Annotated in this window: 17 protein-coding genes; 10 read left to right on the top strand and 7 right to left on the bottom strand. The window is 47.2% G+C overall.

All coding sequences use genetic code 11. The features are described from left to right. Positions 1 to 109: 109 nt before the first annotated feature. Entirely contained in the window at positions 110 to 1,564 is a 1,455-nt protein-coding gene (locus C943_RS04935) for an aldo/keto reductase (protein WP_040479070.1), read from the bottom strand. 11 nt (positions 1,565 to 1,575) lie between these two features. After that, positions 1,576 to 3,066 (bottom strand): APC family permease, encoded by a 1,491-nt coding sequence (locus C943_RS04930; protein WP_245545510.1) that lies wholly within the window; start codon positions 3,064 to 3,066, stop codon positions 1,576 to 1,578. 442 nt (positions 3,067 to 3,508) lie between these two features. Here C943_RS04930 and C943_RS04925 point away from each other — a divergent pair, with 442 nt between their 5' ends. The 3 genes from C943_RS04925 to C943_RS04915 all read left to right on the top strand — a co-directional run bounded on the left by C943_RS04925 (position 3,509) and on the right by C943_RS04915 (position 8,367). After that, entirely contained in the window at positions 3,509 to 6,436 is a 2,928-nt protein-coding gene (locus tag C943_RS04925; RefSeq protein ID WP_040479069.1) for a DEAD/DEAH box helicase, read from the top strand. A gap of 11 nt (positions 6,437 to 6,447) precedes the next feature. Continuing rightward, positions 6,448 to 7,302, top strand: a complete 855-nt coding sequence (purU, locus tag C943_RS04920) for a formyltetrahydrofolate deformylase (RefSeq protein ID WP_008624868.1) — start codon at positions 6,448 to 6,450, stop codon at positions 7,300 to 7,302. A 456-nt stretch (positions 7,303 to 7,758) separates the two neighbouring features. After that, positions 7,759 to 8,367 (top strand): outer membrane beta-barrel protein, encoded by a 609-nt coding sequence (locus C943_RS04915; protein WP_008624866.1) that lies wholly within the window; start codon positions 7,759 to 7,761, stop codon positions 8,365 to 8,367. Positions 8,368 to 8,398: 31 nt separating this feature from the next. Here the strand turns inward: C943_RS04915 and arsB are convergent, their stop codons facing one another. From arsB to C943_RS04895, 4 genes are all read right to left on the bottom strand, one after another. Beyond that, on the bottom strand, positions 8,399 to 9,430 hold the full coding sequence (gene arsB, locus C943_RS04910; protein ID WP_008624863.1) for an ACR3 family arsenite efflux transporter: 1,032 nt from the start codon (positions 9,428 to 9,430) through the stop codon (positions 8,399 to 8,401). Next, the gene (locus tag C943_RS04905; protein WP_008624861.1) at positions 9,430 to 10,041 is read right to left on the bottom strand and encodes a low molecular weight phosphatase family protein; all 612 of its coding nucleotides are present in this window, start codon (positions 10,039 to 10,041) and stop codon (positions 9,430 to 9,432) included. The genes arsB and C943_RS04905 overlap by 1 nt, the downstream gene beginning before the upstream one ends. Before the next feature lie 76 nt (positions 10,042 to 10,117). Beyond that, a complete protein-coding gene (locus C943_RS04900) occupies positions 10,118 to 10,660 on the bottom strand; it encodes a DUF6428 family protein (protein ID WP_008624860.1) in 543 nt (180 codons plus the stop codon). 168 nt (positions 10,661 to 10,828) lie between these two features. Continuing rightward, entirely contained in the window at positions 10,829 to 11,161 is a 333-nt protein-coding gene (locus C943_RS04895) for an ArsR/SmtB family transcription factor (RefSeq protein WP_008624857.1), read from the bottom strand. Between the two features lie 204 nt (positions 11,162 to 11,365). On the opposite strand from C943_RS04895, the gene C943_RS04890 reads away from it, so the two are divergent. The 7 genes from C943_RS04890 to C943_RS04860 all read left to right on the top strand — a co-directional run bounded on the left by C943_RS04890 (position 11,366) and on the right by C943_RS04860 (position 19,515). Next, positions 11,366 to 11,803: a DinB family protein gene (locus C943_RS04890; RefSeq protein WP_040479164.1), complete on the top strand. Its 438-nt coding sequence runs from the start codon at positions 11,366 to 11,368 to the stop codon at positions 11,801 to 11,803. Positions 11,804 to 12,023: 220 nt separating this feature from the next. After that, positions 12,024 to 12,398, top strand: a complete 375-nt coding sequence (locus C943_RS04885) for a hypothetical protein (RefSeq protein ID WP_008624847.1) — start codon at positions 12,024 to 12,026, stop codon at positions 12,396 to 12,398. Positions 12,399 to 12,558: 160 nt separating this feature from the next. Further along, positions 12,559 to 14,925, top strand: a complete 2,367-nt coding sequence (locus C943_RS04880; RefSeq protein WP_008624846.1) for a TonB-dependent receptor — start codon at positions 12,559 to 12,561, stop codon at positions 14,923 to 14,925. Next, positions 14,922 to 15,398, top strand: a complete 477-nt coding sequence (locus C943_RS04875; RefSeq protein WP_040479066.1) for a thioredoxin family protein — start codon at positions 14,922 to 14,924, stop codon at positions 15,396 to 15,398. Before C943_RS04880 ends, C943_RS04875 begins: the two co-directional genes overlap by 4 nt. Positions 15,399 to 15,573: 175 nt before the next feature. Then, on the top strand, positions 15,574 to 17,748 hold the full coding sequence (locus C943_RS04870; protein WP_008624844.1) for a hypothetical protein: 2,175 nt from the start codon (positions 15,574 to 15,576) through the stop codon (positions 17,746 to 17,748). 145 nt (positions 17,749 to 17,893) lie between these two features. After that, a complete protein-coding gene (gene ppk2 / locus C943_RS04865) occupies positions 17,894 to 18,739 on the top strand; it encodes a polyphosphate kinase 2 (protein ID WP_040479064.1) in 846 nt (281 codons plus the stop codon). After that, positions 18,736 to 19,515 (top strand): polyphosphate kinase 2 family protein, encoded by a 780-nt coding sequence (locus tag C943_RS04860; protein WP_008624842.1) that lies wholly within the window; start codon positions 18,736 to 18,738, stop codon positions 19,513 to 19,515. Before ppk2 ends, C943_RS04860 begins: the two co-directional genes overlap by 4 nt. Positions 19,516 to 19,546: 31 nt before the next feature. Here C943_RS04860 and C943_RS04855 read toward each other — a convergent pair whose 3' ends face one another. Further along, the gene (locus C943_RS04855) at positions 19,547 to 21,046 is read right to left on the bottom strand and encodes a pyruvate kinase (protein ID WP_008624841.1); all 1,500 of its coding nucleotides are present in this window, start codon (positions 21,044 to 21,046) and stop codon (positions 19,547 to 19,549) included. Positions 21,047 to 21,053 lie beyond the last annotated feature (7 nt).

The following is a 21,053-nucleotide window of genomic DNA, read 5'->3' as shown; positions in this document are numbered from 1 at the left end:
CTAAGTTAAAGAAAATTTTACAGCGATACCCAATTCTTTCTTTAAAAAATAAACTGGATGGAACCGCTCTAAACTCCCCATCCTCCTAGACTTCTGACTTCCTCACTCCCTACCCTTCCACTACGGCCTCAGCCTCGATTTCGACCTTGTAGCCTTCGCCGACGAGCCGGGCTTCGACGAGGGTATTGGCGGGCTGGATGGAACCAAAGCGCTTGCCATGGGCTCGGGCTACAGGTTCCCAGTCATTGATATTGTTGACAAAAATCCGGGTGCGGACGATATCCTCCAGCTTTCCCCCAAGTGAAGTGACCGCTGCCTCGATCTTGTCGAGTACAAAATGTGCTTGGGCTTCGGCATCTTCTCCGCCTATCATCTTGTCCCCGTGCGTGGCTGTGGTTCCAGAGACGTGGATTGTGTTCCCTTTGCGCACAGCCCGGCAGTAGCCTGCCATCCCTTCCCAAGGCGTACCACTGAACACTTTGAGGCTTCCGTCGGGATATTGTACCGCATCGTAAGGTTTTGGCATGTTTTCCAAATGGTGGCTCAAGTCACCCGATGCCGTCAGAAATGGCGGCTTGCGGTATTCGTCGCCACAATCTCCGGGGATCTTATGCAGGGTCGACATGGATTTCTGAATGTTGGACAAATCAGATTCGTCTAAGTCAAAACCGTAAAGCTCCAAGGTTTCCTCAACGTGGACGCTTTGTCCCAATCTTGCCCCGATGATCACCCCTGCGACATGCGGCTGCTCCAGGATGTATTTGGTTGCGATATTGGCAATGGAAACGCCATGTTTGATGGCGACTGCATGCAGTGTCTTCAACAATTCCTGAAACACACCCCAGCCACCGGCAACATCGATAAAGCGTTTGTATTTCATTTGGGACCAAGTGGCACCGTTTTCCAGCGAAGGCTCTGCCTGTCCCAGCCATCGATTTGATAAAAATCCCCCCGCCAAAGTGCCAAAGGCCAAAAGCTTGACGCCATATTGCTCGCAAACGTGAAGCATGTCCCCTGCGGCCCTTTGGTCGAGCAGGGAGAAGCAAACCTGATTGGTCAGGATCGGGATTCCGCTCGCACAGGCGATTCGTAGGTGTGCCGCATCAAAATTGGTCAAGCCGATATGTTTGATCCAGCCCTCCTGCTGTAGTTCCTTGAGCCAGTACAACTGGTCCAGCCAAACCGGGTCCGGATAATTCCAGGCGTGAAACTGCATCAAATCAATGCTTCCCACCTGCAACCGGTCCATGGCCATTTGGACGGCGGCTTTCGTTTCGGCAAAAGAGGATTTTCCCGGCTTGGGGACCCATTTGGTCAGCATTTGCGACTGGGAGCCAAGAGGATGCATTTTCCGAAACGTCCCTGCAATCACCTCCGCCGAGCCATAGTGGTCGGCCATATCAAAAGTCGTCAGCCCTGCTTCGACATAAGGGGTCATCGCAGGTGCGGTTTTTAGGGGATCGAGCGTATTTCCATCCCTTTCCATATCGGCTATTTGCCATAGCCCTGTGAGGACCGTAGAAATCCTAAATCCCGGCGCTAGTTCTATATATCTATCTTTCATTTTTTCATCGGTTAGTTGATTTGGGTTTTCCCATTTTCCACAGGCAGACGCTGAAACCTTTTATTGGCATCTATTCCGCGCTTTTTCATTTGCTGCATTTGAAAGAAAAATATCAAGGATCCGATTGCCATGACCGCCAGCCAAACCCATGTGGAATGGAAATACCAAGCCTCACGCGTGGCTTGCAGATCCTTGGCGGTATGGATGCCAAGGAAAAACAGCATCACCACAACACCTGTCCACCCGATGAATTCGCGGGGTTTTGGGTTGTTGAGAAACTTGATCTCCTTTGCCAATGCAGGGTTTTTCTGCCCGATCACCGCAAGCGTGAGGCAAATCAAGAGGAAATTGACCATCATGGAGGTCACCATAATATCAATTCCGAGAAAAAAATCCCCAGCAAAATGGCTTCCCAAGATTCCAATACTCCCAATCAGGCCACTGGCCCATAATGCCACGACCGGGCTTTGGTACTGCGGATGGATGGTGGAGATTTTTTTGGGAAAAATACCATCCTCTGCCCAAGCAAACATTAACCTTGAGACCGAAAGCAGCATTGCAGGCAGATCATTGAGCAAGGCAACGGCTGCGCCAGCCAAAATCAGTATGGTCCAACCGGCGGGAAGTATGTATCCCATCAGTCCGGGGGCCGTGATGTCAGCCGAGATCGCCTGTTCGGCCACAAAAGCCCATGGTACCGCATGATAGACCGCCGCCGTAAACAGCAGGTAAAAAGCACCCACCACCAAGATTGTCAGGCCAATGGCCAAAGGAAGTTTTTTGCTTGGGTTTTTGGCTTCGCCGCCAGCTTGGGCAATGCTATCAAAGCCGATAAAACTCGCAAAAAGAATTGCTCCGGCAGAAAAAAATGTGGACCAGCTAAAAGTTGCCGTAGTATCATTTGTCCAAGACCCTCCATGCCGTTCCTGGTATGCCGCTAGGAAATCCTCTTGGGAGCTACTAAATCCCGCCACGATCACGATCGCGCCCAAAGCAAACATCAAAAACATCATTGGAAGCACTGCGTTTTCGTAGGATTTTGTACCCTGGATGTTTATCCAGACAAAAAGCCATAGAAAAGCCAAGGCGAGCAACACCCGCACCCAACCCAAATCGAGAGCTTGTGCCAATTGCTCCCATGCCATGGCAGCAGCGACGTCCCGCAAAAACGGAACTGTCACATAAGCCACCACGCCGATGACGATCGACAGGCCAAACCACTGCGAAAAACTCGCCACAAATCCCCAATAAGGATGCAGGCCGCGACTGGCATACAGGTAGCTTCCACCAGCCCTCGGCATTGCAGTCGCGAGCGAAGCATAAGCCAAGGCCGCCAAGATTGCCGGCAAAGCAGCAAAAACAAAAGCCCAAAGCACATATGGACCAATGCCCGGAACATGCCGCTGAATCATAAAGGGTACGACATGGATGGATGCCCCAATCATGGAACAGACCCCCGTTGCGACGAGACCAGCCAAACCCATTTGCCTGCTTAAAGCCATACTTGCAATGTTGAGAATAAATCCAAAATTCAAGATTCACCAAAATTTGGGGAAATCAAAGGTGGATTTTATTTCATTGAGGCTTTGTCCTTTCGTGCTAAAAATCCCAATACAATATTAGGCTGGCGAGTGGTTTACAGGTTCATTTTTCGAAGAGATGAATATTTCGTTTTTGAGTCAAAATCCTACCAATCCGAATCGAGGAGATGGAGAAAAACACAATAGCACCGAAAAAAAATTTTTTAATCAAGCAGTTTTTCGCCTACCCGATTTTTTCCTTCAAATATGCTTTTTTTGATTTTGTGACAAAGACTGAAAGTTGATCGAAAATAGCTCAGCATTGAGTTTTCAAATCCCGATTTTATCTGTATTTTTCGAACTAGTTTACTTAGGAAAATTGTGTTTTGTTGACGGAATTGGTCCGTTTCTTTCAGATTAGCAAATGATTGTATCTCCTGAACAGCCTTTTCAGATAGTTTATGCAATTTTCAGCCACGAATTTTTGGGGCTGTTGTTTGAATCATTTGTGATCCAACTTGACGAAAAAGGAAGGCTTTCTTTTGCCCACCAAAACATCTCCCACCTTAACGCAAAGGAGTTTGATGCGGGCTTGGATGAGACTGACTACAAGCTGATCAAATGGATGGATGAAATGCAGCAGGAAGCAGTGATCAAGAAGTACAATCCCAAAAAACTCAAGCCGAAGGAATTTCTGCGTAAAATCTACGATTCAAAATCCGGGAACAAGCCAGTACAGGAACTCTTGGAAACGAGGCTTGAAAATCTACGTGCCAAGATTTTGGAAAACCTCGGTGGCAAGCGATTATTTGAGATGGGCAACGACGGCAATCCAATCTGGCGCGAAATCCACATCATGCCGGAGAAGGCCACGGTCTTGTTTCATTTCAGAAAGAACGAAGACAATACGCACTATTTCCCAACGATCAAATATGGTGGAGAAAAGCTCGAATGGCAATACAAAAACGCCTATCTGATCTGCCATGAGCCTGCTTGGCTGGTCGTAAATAGCTGCCTATACAGCTTCACCAAAGGTGTCGACGGCAAAAAGCTCCAACCTTTCCTCAACAAAAAGTTTATTGTCATTCCCCAGAAAGTAGAAAAGGAATACTACAAAAAGTTCGTAACCCAATTGGTTGCCTCTTTTGATGTGTACGCGGTGGGCTTCGATATCAAGGTCGAGCACTCGCAACCGAAGCCGCTACTTGTATTGACAGAGTTGCCCTCGCAATCGAAGACGGATCTTTTTGGGAATCCTTTGGAGGAAAATGTGGAAGACCAAATGGTGTTTGATCTGCAATTCCAATATGGCGATTATACGTTTAGGGCCGAGAACAGAATTGAAAACAATGTCGAGCTTGAGGAGCGGGGCGACCAATATGTCTTTCATAAAGTGGTACGCGATCTGTCAAGGGAAAAATTCTACGCAAACTACCTCCAAAATCTTAGGTTGGAGATCTCCAACGGTAAGATTGCCTTGGCCAAGTCCAAGGCTTTTGGCTGGATCAGCAGCTACAAGGAGAATCTTGAAGATATCGGGGTTAAAATAATACAGCAGACTTCGAGCAAAGGGAAAAAGTACTTCATCGGCCATGCCGCGATTTCGGTTGAGATCAAGGAAAACATCGACTGGTTTGATGTACATGCGGTGATCCGGTTCGGACCGTATGAAATTTCGTTTCAAAAAATTCGAAAGCTACTTTTACAAGGGAAAAGTGAATTTGAACTTCCCAATGGAGAATTGGCGGTGATACCCAATTCCTGGTTTGTGAATTACTCGGAAATGTTTGCCTTTATGGAGGAGCAGGAATCTGAGGAAAACGCCCTTGTACTCAAAAAACACCACATCGCGCTCGCCCAAGAGCTCCAATCCAACAACCTCCTGCAACTGACCCTAAGTCGAAAGCTCGAAAAGCTGAAGGATTTTAGTCAGATAGATGATTATGCAATGCCGGTTTCCTTCCATGGAACCCTCCGTCCCTACCAAAAGGCCGGCTACAATTGGCTGCGGTTTTTGGCGGAATATAAGTTTGGCGGATGCTTGGCGGACGATATGGGTTTGGGAAAGACCGTGCAGACACTCGCGCTGCTGGCCCATGAGAAAGAACAGTTTCCGGAGTCTACTTCCCTTTTGGTAATGCCGACTTCGCTGATCTACAATTGGGAATTGGAGGCGCGCAAGTTTACGCCAAATCTCCGGATACTCGTCTACACAGGCGGTCAACGCATCAAGGAAAGTGCACAGTTTGCCAATTATGACCTGGTGCTCACTTCATATGGGATCACAAGGTTGGACTTGGATGTGTTGAAGGATTTTCGTTTCAATTATGTGATTTTGGACGAATCGCAGGCGATCAAAAATCCAGGTAGCATTATCGCCAAAGCTGTCAACGAGTTGAATTGCAGGCAAAGGCTGATCCTCACAGGAACACCGGTCGAAAACGGAACGATGGACCTTTGGTCCCAAATGAATTTTATCAATCGCGGTCTTTTGGGAAACCAAAATACCTTCAAGCGACAGTTTCTGTTGCCGATAGAAAAGATGAATGACAAGGACAAGGCCGCAAAGCTCCATGCGATGATTAAGCCCTTTATATTGCGTAGGCTTAAGAGTCAAGTGGCCACCGAGCTTCCAGAAAAGGTCATTAATGTGAAGTATTCTACCATGACCGAGGCTCAGGAAAAGGCCTATGAGCAAGTGAAGGGTTATTACCGGGAAAAGATTGTGAGTGAGCTGGGTGTCCCTGGCATAAAAAACCAACAGTTCACCTTGTTGCGTGGTTTGACGCAGCTCCGGCAGATGGCCAACCATCCGAAGCTTACCGATAAAGACTACACAAGCGATTCGGGGAAACTGGAAGATATCACCCATATGATCAAAGCCACTGTCAGCGAAGGGCACAAGGTGTTGGTATTTAGCCAGTTTGTGCGGCATTTGGCGATTGTGAAAGAATTTTTGCAGGAGGAGAAAATCCAATATGCCTACCTGGATGGCGCTACCAAAGACAGGCAAGGACAGGTCAAGGCATTTCAGGAGAATCCAGACATCAAATTGTTTCTCATTTCCCTCAAGGCCGGCGGCGTTGGCCTCAACCTGACCCGGGCGGAGTATGTTTTTCTCCTTGATCCGTGGTGGAATCCCGCGGTCGAAGCACAGGCTATTGACCGGGCACACCGGATTGGTCAGGAAAACAAAGTCATCATTTACAAATTCATCACCCGAAATACCGTCGAAGAGAAAATCATGGCATTGCAAGAACGCAAGATGGCCTTGGCGGGAGAATTGATCAGTACCGAAGAAAGTTTTGTAAAAAGCCTCAGCAAAGAAGATATTGAGGCATTGTTGGAATAATTATTTAATCTATGAAAAAAGCAATTTTGATTATCCAGTGCAAGGACCAGAAAGGGATCGTTGCCAGAGTGTCCGATTTTTTGTTTTCCTATCACGGAAACATCCTGGAGATTGACCAACATGTAGACCAGGAGATCGGTATGTTTTTTATGCGGGTGTCTTGGGAACTCGATTCCTTTGCCCTGAAAAAAGAGGAAATCGAACCTGTCTTCGAGGCGAAGGTAGCCAAGGTATTCGACATGGAGTTTGATTTGTTTTTCAACTATCGGAAGCCAAGGATGGCCATCTTTGTCTCCAAACTTTCGCATTGCCTCATCGATATCTTGAGTAGGTATTATTCAGGGCAGTTTGAAGTCGAGATTCCTTTGGTTATCTCCAACCATCCCGATCACAAAAAGGTGGTAGAAGCCTTTGGGATCCCTTTTCATTACCTTCCTGTTGAAAAAGCCAATAAGGAAGATGCTGAAGAAAGGCAGCTTGAGCTACTCAATGAGCATCGGGTTGACTTTGTCGTTCTTGCACGGTATATGCAGATCCTCAGCGGGGAATTTATCCGTAACTACCCCAATAAGATTATCAACATCCACCATTCCTTTTTGCCGGCATTTGTGGGGGCCAAGCCTTACCATGCGGCCTACGAACGGGGTGTAAAGATCATCGGTGCGACTGCCCACTATGTAACCGAGGAACTGGATGCGGGACCTATCATTGAGCAGGAGATCGCCCGTGTCCGCCACCACAACTCTCCTGCCGACCTTGTCCAAATCGGCCAAGACGTGGAGAAAGTAGTCCTTTCCAAAGCCATCAAGTACCATCTCGAACGGAAGGTATTGGCTTACAGGAACAAGACGGTGATTTTTTATTGATAAGTAGACCTTTTCCAAAGTTTAAAAACTAAGGAAAAGTAAAATAGTATCTTAAAAGGAAATCACTTGAATCTAACTCAATTGCGGTCATTTTTTTGATTTGATCAAGACCTTTCCCAAAGTCTAAAACTTTGGGAAAGTTTCTGAATTATCAGAAACCCCGAATGAATATTGGCATTTAGACACGAGACCTTTTTCCAATTTTATGTCATGTGTATTTGCTTAATCTACCCAAAAATACCACTAGTCTTCCTATCATACCGAAAACTGGAGACTTTTTTGACCGGGTCCTTAAAAAAATGAAGTAACGAATGAGCAAATCGTTTCCTGCCAACTTGATGCCCTAGTTTTTAATTCAGCTTATTTAACAAATGCTTAGTTAAAAAATCTAAATTTAGTTTTTCGAATAATTAAGTTTTCTGACATTTGAAATTCAAACTTTAATTGGTACTGACTATGAAAACAAATCTACGGTTTCTCCTCCTTTTCTTTTTGGGTTTTGCGCCTATAGTCTCTTCGGCTCAAACAGAAAAACCAAAATTTCAATACTCGATCGGAGGCGGCGTCTCTGTTGATAGAAGCAACAAGCTTTGGGGTTTGAATATGACCAATGAGGTCAATTATAGATTGGGGAAAAGAACTTCCCTGAATGCCGGAATTTCATTTTATCAATCTCTAGGAAATTTGGAAAACAAAGAAGTCTTCCCTGGTCAAAAAAGTATGGATCAATCTTCTGGTATTTTTATTACTCCCATGCTTAAATATGATATCCTCCAGCGTGATTCCGGTTTTAAATTGGCTTTTGCCGCCGGCCCCTCCCTTCAGTTAGGCGGACAATCAATTCTTTTCGATTATGATTACACTGATCCTGAAAATCCTGATTCTTTTATTTTACACAATAAATACCAGCGAATAGGCCTGATGATGGAACTTGAAGCTGAGTGGAAAACAAAAAATCCTAACATAAGAAATGCAGCCAGTATTTCAGCATATGGAGCAGACAATGATTTTCCTTTATTCATCAATGTCAATTATAAATTACGATTCAATTTCGGTAAGAAATGAAAATCTAAAAGGTAGACAATTAAATCTCGATTCAATACCTCCACTTATTCGCCAAAGCCACCAAGCTCAGCATCACTGGCACCTCTACCAAAACTCCGACTACCGTGACCAATGCCGCGGGACTCTGCAATCCGAATAAGGCGATTGCGACTGCAACTGCCAATTCAAAGAAATTGCTTGCTCCGATCATGGCCGCTGGTGCGCAGATTGGGTGTGCCAGCTTGAGTTTCTTGCCCCCATACCATGCCAAGAAAAAGATAAAGTAGGTTTGGATGATAAGTGGAACTGCAATCAGCACAATAATAAGTGGGTTGTTTAGAATGTTTGGTCCTTGGAAAGCGAACAACAAAACCAATGTCAACAAAAGGGCAATGATACTGACAGGCTTAAACTTTGGAAGGAATTCGTTTTTGAACCATTCTTCTCCTTTTTGTCGAATCAGCGATTTGTTGGTAATCACGCCGGCCAACAGCGGTATTACTACAAAAATCACCACCGAGGACACCAAGGTTTCATAGGGAATCGTTACGTTGGTAATGCCCAGTAGCAGTCCAACCAATGGCACAAAAGCCACCAAAATGATCAAGTCATTGACCGAAACCTGAACCAAGGTGTAATTCGGATCTCCATCAGTTAGGTAGGACCAGACAAACACCATTGCCGTGCAAGGTGCCACGCCTAGCAGAATGGCGCCGGCAATGTATTCCCCTGCCATTTCCGGTTCGATGTAAGCGGAATACAGTTTTTCAAAGAAAATCCAAGCAAAGAATGCCATTGTGAACGGCTTGATCAGCCAATTGATGATCACAGTCCATATCAGGCCTTTCGGCGCCTTTCCCACATTTGTGACTGATCCGAAATCGATCTGCAGCATCATCGGGTAAATCATCAACCAGATCAAGATAGCGATCGGAATGTTAACATTGTAGATTTCCATTTTCGCCAATATGCCCATCGTATCCCCGGCAAAATGACCGATGGCGACTCCCGCACCGATGCACAAGGCAACCCAAAGTGAAAGGTACCGCTCGAAAAAGGCGATCTGCTTTTTGTTGGTATTCATTACTTTTTGATACGGGAAAAAACATACAACATCTCCGAAGCAATCTGCAAAGAACGCTCGTCGTATTTCTCTGCTTCCAGGGCCGTATCGTCAAATGCTTTTGGGTCCTCATAGCGCACCGGAATTCTGGCCTCGGCACCCGGAATGAAAGGACAATTTTCGTCGGCATGGGAGCAAGTCATCACGGCGGCAAACCGTGCAGGCGCATTGGCCGGGTCGTCGTATACTTTGCTGAACGCGACGATAGGGTCCTCGTCGTTGGAGTAAAACACAAAATACTTGGGATTGCCTTTTCCTTCTTTGCTCACTTTGAAACCAAACCGCTGGATGGATGATACGGCCCTTTCATTGAAGGCTGTGACTTCCACACCACCCGAAAATGAATTGACCTCAATGCCATGATAGGCAGCAGCCACTTTTCCCCAAATCTGGGAAAATTGGCTCCGGCGGGAGTTGTGGGTACAAATGAAGTTCAAGTTGATTTCCTGTCCTTTGTCGATTTTTTCTTGGACGTAATCGATGAGGACTTGGAGAATTTCTGTGCGCTCTTCGGGAATTGGAAGGGTTTTGGCCTTCTCAATGCTGGCTGCGAGTTGTGGGTATAGGGTCATGATCGTGTTTTTTTAGGTACCATGTACCAAGTACGAAGTACCAAGATTACACCATTCTTGGTACATGGTACAATGATTAACAGCATCCCGATCCAGGCTCACAGCTGTTTGCTGTCTGGAGGGAAGCAAGGGAAATCCTGATTTTTGGTTCTTCGGTCACAGGCGCACAGCAGGCGGCTGCTTTTTCTTCCGGAGTGGTTGCCCGGTCCTTCGCCTTGCAGGTGGTTTGGTCTGGTACCAATTGGACGATCAAAGCATTGCCGGTATCCTTGATTTGGTGGATGGGCAAAATTGCCGTCGGAAACTTGGAATTGCCGTACTCAAACTTGATTTCGGAGGCTGGATACGTTTCCCGGACGCGGTTGACCACTTCAAAGATTTTCAGTGCCTTGGCTGTGTCTACCGCATGGTTGGGCTCCGGGATTTCATTTTCCCACAGTTGGACATGTACTTCAGACCATTGGTTGCGTATGCCGCCACAATCCACCGTATCGAAGTTGACATTCTTAATTTCCGTAATGTGAAAGTCCGGCCGCACATATTGGCCAGCTTGGTATTCGAAGAAAAGCGCCTTTCCTGGGCTTTTTTCGAGGATTTGGGTGAATTCTGAGGTTTTCATGTTTTTAGATTTGAGACGCTAAACTTGAGATTCAAGACTGTCGCGTCGTTCCTGTTATTGGATATGGATAATTTATTTTGAGCTTCATTTGCTTTTACGATGAGGCGGTCCTCCGCTCTCGTCTCCTGATTCTTAATTCTTATATCTTATGTCTTGGATCTTGTTTCTTCATCTACAGCAGCCCGGGACCTTCGGAAAGCCCTCAAACAATCCTTGGAAAAGGTTTTGGACCTCGGCCCAACGGATCGGATCGATGCAATAGTTGACAGAGACTCCTTCAATACTGCCTTTGATGATTCCGATTTCCTTGAGTTCGCGCAGGTGCTGCGAAATGGTCGCCTGTGCCAGCCCAATCTCCTGTACCAAATCCCCATTGATGCAGGAATTTGCTTGGATCAGGTGTTGGAGGATTGCGATTCTGGCAGGATGTCCCAGTACCTTGGAGACTTTGGCCAGTTCGTTTTGCTGTTCGGTGAAGAGATCTGTTTTTGTGACACCCATTTTGCAGACTTTAGAGGCGAGAGATTAGACTATTTTGAAATTGGTTGGGATATCTTCATCAAACCAAATATTTGGCTCCATCTGAATTTTCCCTGCATGCTGGTTTTTATTTTCTCACGCAGTGAGTACCATTTAAATATATTGCAATATTACGATGAATATTTTTCCGACCAAATTATTCCGGCAGATTTTGTAAATTCGGATATGAGACAACTTGTAGAACTCTGGAAAGAAGGGCGTACCCGATTCACCAATCAGCTGGCCAACATCAAGCCTGAAGACCTCCCAAAAAAACTCGGCGGCAGCCCCAATTCGGCGGGTTTCCTCATTCGCCATGTGGCTGAGGTGGAGCTGCTTTTTGCCAAGAATGTATTCGGGAATTTGGAAGTGAAAGTAGATGCACAAACACTCAAAGCCGGAAGAGATACGGGAGAATGGACCGATTTGGATTCCTTGATCGCCCTGGTACAGGAAGCAGGTATCCAACTTCAAAAGGCGATTGAAAACCAATCCGATTGGGAGTCAATCATCGAAACCAAGGAATTTGGAAAAAAGACCAAGGCCGAAGCACTCGGCAGAATCACCACGCATACCGCTTACCATGCCGGTCAATTGGCCTTGGTCTTGAAGTACGGCGTTTGAGTTGAAAGTAACTTGCGGTTCGTGCTATGTCCCCCCAGGGCAAGGGTGAAGGATTTTTGATCAGATTGCAACTTTGTTTCACTTTTGCAATATTTGCTGCGCTGATTGCCAATCCTTTTGGCAGTGGGAGTCAAATCAACGGTCTGAAGTTGATTTGTTTTCTGTGGGATTGAAAACAAAAGCGGGCATTTCAAGTTACTGAGTCAAAACTGTTTCGGAGTTGGAGAGCATTTTTCAAAAAATCAGGCGGGTTGGCTTCGGCATGTTCATGCTGGTGCACTTGCTTTTGCTTTTCAACAAAATCATCTTTTTTCACTCGCACTGGTACAATGGACATTTGGTCGCCGTACACGCCCACCCTTACGAGTTCAATTCCGAAAGTCCCAGTGGCCAAGACGATGGTTCCCATAGCAAGGAAGAACTGGAACTCTACGATTTGATTTCCAATACCCCCAGGCTGGAATTGGAATTTTTTGAATTCGTATTGAGTCCGTTCCATGCGGAATCAAATGATGCAATCGCCTCGATTCTTTTCAAATACGAAGACAATTCCTGTTCAGCTTGGCACATTCGGGGCCCACCTTCTTTTTCTTGACTTTTATGCTTCGTGGAATCAATCAATGACTTCCGCGTCCCGATTCTAATCCAAAGTGAGATCTGTTAACCCCGAATCCGCGGGATCGTGTGTCTGTGTTTTACATTCACTTGATCCTCATTCGGGTGTATTTATCCTTTTTTATTAAACCCTTGAAAACATGAAAAAGAGCATACTATTGATACATATACTTTTCCTGATTGTCAACCCGCTGATGGGCCAACAAATGGGATCTATACAAGGCAGTTTGACTAGTGTGGACGGCCCTCTGGTGCAGGCGACGGTATTGGTCCAAGGTACAAATCTCGGTGCCGTATCGGATTTTGATGGCAAATTCAATATTCCGAATGTGCCTGTCGGCAGATACAAACTCCAGGTGCGGGCGGTAGGTTATGCTACTTCTGTATTCGATGTAAAGGTCGAGGAAGATAAAACCACCGAGTTTGCCCAACAAATCAATGAAGACAGGATTGGATTGAACGAGGTCGTAGTCAGCAGCAGCCGCTACGAGCTCAACAGGGAGGATGCGCCGAACCTCGTCTCAGTGGTCGGTTCCAAAATCCTCAACGCCACCCAATCAGTATCGATGGTGGAGGGCTTGAGCTTCCAGCCGGGAATCAGGGTAGAAAATAACTGCCAGAACTGTGGTTTTACCCAATTGCGGATGAACGGCTTGGACGGACCATACTCCCAGATTTTGGTCAACAGCAGGCCGATCTTCAGCTCGCTGACGGGTGTCTATGGCTTGGAAATGATTCCCGCCAATATGATCGAACGCGTTGAAGTAGTCAGGAGTGGGGGTTCCGCGCTTTTTGGCTCCAATGCGATCGCCGGCACAGTGAATATCATCACCAAGGAACCAGTGGAAAACACTTGGCAAATTGGCTCCAACTTTGGACTGATGCGAGGAGATGTTCCTGACAATACCCTCAGCTTCAATGGATCGGTCGTGAGCGAGGACCTGAAGAGTGGGGTGACATTTTATGGAATGAAAAGAGACCGGGGAGGTTTCGATGCTGATGGGGATGGATTTACGGAAATTGTGCAGTTGAATAACCTGACATTTGGTGCGAAGGCATTTTACAAACCGACCGAGCTAAGTAAGATTACCCTCGATCTCAACGCCATCGATGAGTTTCGCCGGGGTGGTGATCAGCTATCCCTGCCGCCGCATATGACCGATATCGCTGAGCAGCTCGACCACAACATCCTGAATGTGGGATTGACCTATGATCAGTTCAGCAAGGATCGAAGGACAAAGGTATCCACCTACGGAAGTTTGCTTTCGGGCGTGAGGCGGAGTTTCTACGGAGGCCTTGGAGGTGGGCGTACCTTGGCGGACAGTGTGGCGGCAGCCAGTGCCTATGGCTTGACCAATGATTTGGCTGGCGTATTGGGGAGCCAGTTTACCCACAATTTCAAAGGAAGAAATGTATTCGTCGGCGGGATCGAGTACCAAGGCAACTCGGTACAGGACGAGATCACAGGTTATGAAAAATTGATCGACCAACAGGTAAACACGCTCGGATTCTATGGTCAGTTTGAGTGGAAAGCAGCGGATAAATTGACGCTCTTCATGGGTACACGCTACGACATCGTCACGGTGGACGGTGTCTACGAACTAGGCGATATCAGTCGCTCGGTTGATTTCAACAACGGCGTGCTGAGTCCCCGATTTACACTTCTTTATGACCTGATGCCGGGAGCCCAGCTTCGAGGCGGCTACGCGAGGGGCTTCAGGGCACCGCAGGCCTTTGACGAAGATCTACACATTTCTTCTGTAAGTGGGGAGCAAAAGTTTGTCATCCTTGCGGAGGACTTGCAAATGGAAACCTCCGACGCATTCACGGCTTCGCTGAATTTTGGTAAAAACACGGGTATTGTCCAAAGTAACTTCTTGATTGAAGGCTTCTACACCCGCCTCAACAACCAATTCCAACGTGTTAGCATTGGGCAGCAGGGAAACGGCGCATTTTTGGAAGAAAAGCGCAACGGAAGCGGGGCGACCGTATCAGGATTCAACCTTGAGTATAATTTCTCGCCCTCGCGGTTTTTCTCCTTCCAAGCCGGGGGAACCATCCAACGTGCCCTTTACAATGAAGACGAGGTGCTCTTCGAACCTGAAGAAGGAACGACGGAATTTCCCCAAATCACCGTCTCGGAATTTATCCGTACGCCAAATACCTACGGTTTCCTTGGCGGTAGCTGGACTCCCAACAAGAAGCTTTCTTTGGACTTGACAGGTTTGTACACCGGGTCCATGGTCGTACCCCTGATTGTCAATGACGTGGAGTTTATCGAGTTGGTCAATACGCCCGCCTTTTACGACGTAAACCTGCGACTTGCTTACCGTGTCGAGACCAAAGGTAAGTTCAACGTGGAATTCAGCGGCGGCTTGCAAAACATGTTTGACAGCTATCAGCGCGAGTTTGATACAGGACCGACCCGAGATGCAGGCTTTATCTATGGGCCATTGAGACCCAGGACCTTCTTCATGGGTATCAAGATTGGCCACTTCCACCGATGAAATCAATTGTTGCCCTAGTAATAGTACTTTTCCTGAGCGGGAATTGCCCCGCTCAGGAATCAAACTCGGACTTTTGGTTGACGTTTGAGCAGTTGGAAGACTCCTTACGTGTCAACCCAAAGCCCGTGTTTCTTTATTTTCACACCGATTGGTGTACGTATTGCCGCAAAATGGAAAAGGAGGTGTTTACCAAACCAACGGTTACTGAATCACTATCCAATGACTTGTACGCGGTCAAATTTGATGCGGAGTTCGACGGAGATGTGGTTTTTGATGGGCAGGTATTTTCCAACCGCCAGCTAAAGACCAGCAGAATACCCTTGCATGACTTGGCCATTTTGTTCAATGGGCAAAACAACGCATTTGCACCGCCACTGATGCTCTTATTGGACCAGAATTTTGTGGTGAAAAAACGCGTCAACCAATACATGGATTCCAAGGCCTTGGTTGAGACGCTTGAGTCCCTTTTTTAGGTTATCCAACTTATTCGCATTGGTCTGGATTTCCGATGTGCCGCCGATAACTTCTTCGCTTTCCGAGCCCGGCATCATCACCCGATGCCAGATTTCGGGGATTTGATCTTTTGTCCTACAATGCCTTTTCCGTGCATTTTTATAAATTGTAGACAGCAAAACATCTGCCTTCTCCATGCACACTTCGACCCCATCGCCCTTTTCACCGTTTGGAATAGTCTTTACGATCGTCATTTTTTGGGTCTGTGGGTCTGTAGGGGCACAAACCCACAACGCCGATTGGTTGGTGGACGGCAAAAGTAGAAGGGCGGAAATCACCGTTTTGGAGGCCAAGGAAATCCATTTGGACAACGGCCTGATCCGCAGGAGTTTTGTTTTGACACCCAATCTGGCATGTTTCGATTTCACGAACTTGATGACTGGCGAGCAAATGCTTCGGGCCGTCATGCCAGAGGCCCGGATTATCCTCAATTGGAAAACTTACCGCATTGGAGGGCTCAGCGGTCAAGAGGAGCGGGGATATTTTCGCAAAGAATGGTTGGACAACATGAAATCCTCTCCTGAAGATTTCCAATACCAGTCCTACGAAATCGGTGAGATTATCCCACATTTTCCTACCAAAACAGTTTTCTGGACAGGCCATAAAAAGGATGCCACAGGCAAGAAAGTGAGTTTTTCCTATACCCATCCGGATTTCGAAGACCTCCTATTGAAAGTCCACTATGAGCTCTTCGATGACATTCCGCTCATGGGCAAATACCTCACCCTCGAAAATACTGGAAACGAAAGCATCCGCATCAACCAAGTGGTCAATGAAATTCTTGGAATCGTGGAGGAAGAATCCGCTGTGGTCGGCAGCACGGAGAAGATGAAGAAGCCGCACCAACTGTATATCGAAAACAACTTCGCCTTCAACAACGCCATGCATGCCGAACTCAGCAGTCAGGCCACGCATTGGAAGCCGGATTCGAGCTACACTTCCCAGGTCAATTACGAATTGCGGACACCAAGTATCCTCGAAGTCTACCCCGAAAGAGGAATTGGAATTGACCTAAAGCCTGGACAAAATTTCCAGTCTATCCGTACTTATGAATTGGTTTTGGACAGTTATGACCGGGAGCGGAATGGTTTGGCGAGGAGGAAAATGTACCGGGCTTTGGCTCCTTGGACTTTGCAGAATCCCATTTTCATGCATTTGGTGAGCAAAAACGACGCTGAGGTTAGGACGGCCATCGACCAATGTGTAGCCACAGGATATGAAGCCTTGATACTGAGCTTTGGAAGCCATATCAACATGGAGGATATTTCTCCGGAAAATATTGCACGCTGGAAAGGCCTGGCAGATTATGCCCATCAAAAAGGGATCAAAATCGGGGGTTATTCCCTTTTCAGTTCGAGGAAAATCAGCGACGAGCATGACGTCATCAGTCCGCTCACGCTCAGGCCAGGAGGAGCTTTTTTTGGAAATGCACCCTGTATGGCCAGTCAATGGGGCTTGGAGTATTTGGGCAAGTTGAAGTTTTTCTTCGAAAACACAGGTTTTGATATTTTCGAAAACGACGGACCCTATCCCGGCGATGTCTGTGCCTCGACTTCACATCCCGGTCACAAGGGTCTGCACGATTCGCAGTGGGTACAGATCAATCTCCAAAAGGGACTTTACCAATGGATGAATGCACGGGGAATCTATATCAATGCGCCGGATTGGTACTTTTTGGATGGGACACACAAGATTGCTTTGGGCTATCGGGAGGTGAATTTTTCCCTACCGAGAGAGCGACAAAAAATCTTGAATAGGCAAAACATCCATGACGGTACCTGGGAAAAGACGCCTTCGATGGGTTGGGGATTCGTGCCTTTGACAGCCTACCACGGTGGAGGGCCAGAAGCGGTATTGGAGCCGCTGAGCGAGCATTTGGATGACTACAAGCAGCTGATGATGCAATACTATGGAGCAGGTGTACAAGCTTGCTACCGGGGACCGAGATTGTATGATACCGAGGAAACCAAAGCCATGGTCATTTCGGTGATCGATTGGTACAAGAAGTACCGTGATATCCTCAATGCCGACATCATCCGACTCCGCCGTGCAGACGGAAGGGATTGGGACGGTTGGATGCACGTGGATCCCCAAGGCAGGGAAAAGGCTCTCGTCATGCTCTTCAACCCTACAAAGGAACCGATGTCCAAGGATATGGTGATCCCACTATACTATTCGGGTCTAAAAAATCAAGCCGAGGTCAGTATTGAGGATAAGGGGTTCCAAGGTTTTCCCCTCAACGAGCGGCAGGAGCTTAGGCTCAGGATCGAAATTCCGGCCGACGGCTACACTTGGATCGTCATCAAATAACAAAAGCCAAAATCATAGCAGCCCGTGTTAGGAAAAGGGTATTTCAAGTGACCGAGGCGGCTGCAAATCGCCGAAAAAGAAGAAAACCTTTGTTAACTGACGGCAAATCATTACCTTTTATTGAAATCGAAAAACAGCACAATCCATGTTTTTAGCAGAACAATTAGTAGGCATAAAAACCCGAAAGCAATTGGTCGAACTGGCCAAGGAGATCGGCGTAGATGTCAAAAAGCCCCTCAAACGTGCCAAGTACGAGGAGGAGCTTCTTCTCTTGCAGACAGAGCTCGCACTGCTCACCGAATACATCGCCAAGAAAAAACTCCGGGTCGCCGTCCTTTTCGAGGGCCGTGATGCTGCAGGCAAGGGCGGTTCGATCAAGCGCTTCGTCGAGCACCTCAACCCCAACGCCAGTGGAGTGGTAGCACTCTCCAAGCCCACCGAGATCGAGAAAGGACAGTGGTATTTTCAGCGGTACATCGAGGTACTTCCCAATCCCGGCCAAATCAAGTTCTTCGATAGAAGCTGGTACAATCGGGCAGTCGTGGAGCCAGTAATGGGTTTTTGCAATGACAAACAGTACGAGATATTCATGCGGCAAGTCACCAACTTCGAGCACATGCTCTATGAAGATGGCATCACCGTGATCAAGTTTTGGTTTGATATCACCCGGGAGGAGCAGCAGAAGCGCTTCGATGCGCGTAAGGGAAATCCGCTGAAGGAATGGAAGTTCAGTCCGGTTGATCTCAAGGGTCAGGAACTTTGGGATCACTTCACGGACTACAAGGAGGCGATGTTTCTGGAAACACACACCAGTTTCAGCCCTTGGGTAATCGTGGACACCAACAACAAAGAGGAAGCCCGATTGGAAAGCCTTCGCTATGTCCTTTCGCGGTTCAAGTATCCGGGCAAAGGAAAGACAAAAGTCAGTCTGAAGTTTGACCCAAACGTTGTCTTCAAGTATTACAGGAAAAACGAAAAATTTGATTTATGAGCAAAATAGCGCTTACGGCCGAGGATATGGAGGTGTTGAATTCCAAAATTGGTCTCAAACACCTCCTTGCCAACAAAAAAATCAAGTTGGAGAAAGTGCTCAAAAACGCCCGCCATGAATTGAAGTTTCGGGCGATACAAGAGGAACTGGTCAAGTTGCAGCTTTGGGTCATTGCCAACAACAAGCGGGTTTTGGTGCTTTTCCACGGCGGGGACTCTTCCGAGAAAAGTACGATTATCCGGAAGATCCTTTCCCACAACAACCCACGTCACTTCCGCATAGAGGTAAACCTTCCCAAGAAGGACGGTGAGGTAAAGGATGATTACTACTTCAGGAAGTTCATCGAAAAACTGCCAAGGGCAGGTGAAATGGTTTTTTGGGATCGGAGTTGGTACAATCGGGCCCTTTTTGAGCCGATTGGTGGGCTATGCACGCAGGAGGAGTATGAGCGGTTTATGGAACAGGTGAATAATTTCGACAAAATGCTCGTCGATTCCGGTATCATTTTGCTCAAGTTTTACTTTACGGTAAGTCCCGACGAACAGGAAGATCGGTTTGAAGAGCTGACCAAGTCTCCGCTTCACAGGTGGAAGGCTGAGCGGTGGACTTCCGCGTCCCCGAAGATTTTCAAAAAATACATGCAGCACAAAGCCGCGATGTTTGAAAAGACAAGTACTGATTTTGCGCCTTGGGTCGAAATCGACAAGGATACCAGGGAAGAGGAGTTGATAGCGGCCGCCGAACACATCCTCAAGCATATTCCCTACAAAAAGTAATCAACCAATGAAAACAAATCAAAAGGCCGAGCTACGCTTGGCCTTTTTCTTTTTCCTTCGACTCAAAAAACCTTTGGGCTATCTGAAGTGGACGGAATGTATAGCGTTTTTTGATCCTGTGGCTGGCAGTCCGGAGGAGGATATCCTTGAGCGTTTCCATCACTTCGACCGTATGGTCGCCCTTGTTGATCATGACGCAGTCGGCTTGGGCTGCGTTGGCGGCGTCGGTGATTTCTGAACGGGTAGCCATGCCCGATTTGTTGAGACTTTCCAATACCTGTGTCGCCCAAACGACGGGAACGTGTCCGGCTTCGCAAATCCACAGGATTTCCTCCTGGATTTCACCCATTCTCTCGAATCCTATCTCCACGGCAAGGTCTCCCCGGGCAATCATGACACCGAAATAGGGATCGATCATTCCCTCCATCAAAAGAAATGGGAGGTTTCTGACTGCTTCGGGCGTTTCAATTTTGATGATCATGGAAGGTGGATTCTCGGTAATACCTTTCATGGCCTCTCTCAAGTCCCGGATGTCTTGGGCCGTTTTCACAAATGAATACCCCACCAAGTCGGCATGCTCGCAGATGTAGGGAAGTGAGGCACGATCAAAGGCCGTCAAGGAAGCAATCTGCAAGGGAGTGTCAGGGAAGTTGATGCCTTTGCCGTTTTTGATTTGTTTCTTTTCCGTCGAGATCCGCGTGATCCGGATACCGACACGGTCGGATTTGATTTTTTCCACCAAAGCCCTGATCACCCCGTCGTCCAAATATACCCGATCGCCTTTTTTCAAAGATGGAATAATTCCTTCCACATTTGGGCTGATGACTACATCCTCTTTTTTAAAATCTTTGTCGTTTTCGGCGAGCCAAACCAGCTGTCCCTCTTCCACTTTAACCCTGCCCTTGGTTTTTCCTTTGGCGAGGAGTTTTGTTCGGATTTTTGGTCCTGCAAGATCCATGTAGACCTTGCATTCCAACCCAGTATTGCGGCAGGCTTTTTTGAGCTTGTTGATCATGCGGGACCAAGTAGCTTCGTCGTCGTGGGCGCAATTGATACGGGCCACGTTCATGCCATTTTGGAGCAGGCTTTTTATCAAGGCATAATTATCGGCAAAACCCGAATCGAATGTCACCATCAGGGACGGGATCCGCTCCTCTGGTTTCGGACCAAATAGCTTCTTGCTTTTTTCCTTGATGGACGATTTGCAAAATCTGTAGGTGCAGGTGTCGAGTTGCGATTCGACGTATTTTTTACCAAGGCGTTCTTGAATCGCTTGGATTTGTCTCCGGATATGTCCCTCGGAACTCGCCAATGAGGAGAGCCCATGGATATGAAGCTCATCCTGAAGGTTTCTCAGATCCTCCGCCCGAGTCGTCAAATACTCCAAGAGGTTTTTCCCGGCCTGATATTGCGATGGGTGGAGGGAATTCAGCAGCGTGCTGTTATTCTTTACCTCTCGGTCCATCTTTTTTTCCAAACCCTCCAAAGAATCCCTGATTTCCTGGATTTTCGGGTTTATTCCATCGCTCATGAAAGTT

The organism is Mariniradius saccharolyticus AK6 (assembly GCF_000330725.2).
Taxonomy (GTDB): Bacteria; Bacteroidota; Bacteroidia; order Cytophagales; family Cyclobacteriaceae; genus Mariniradius; species Mariniradius saccharolyticus.
Note: the sequence above shows the minus strand (reverse complement) of the source record. Positions and strands in the feature narration are given on the sequence as shown.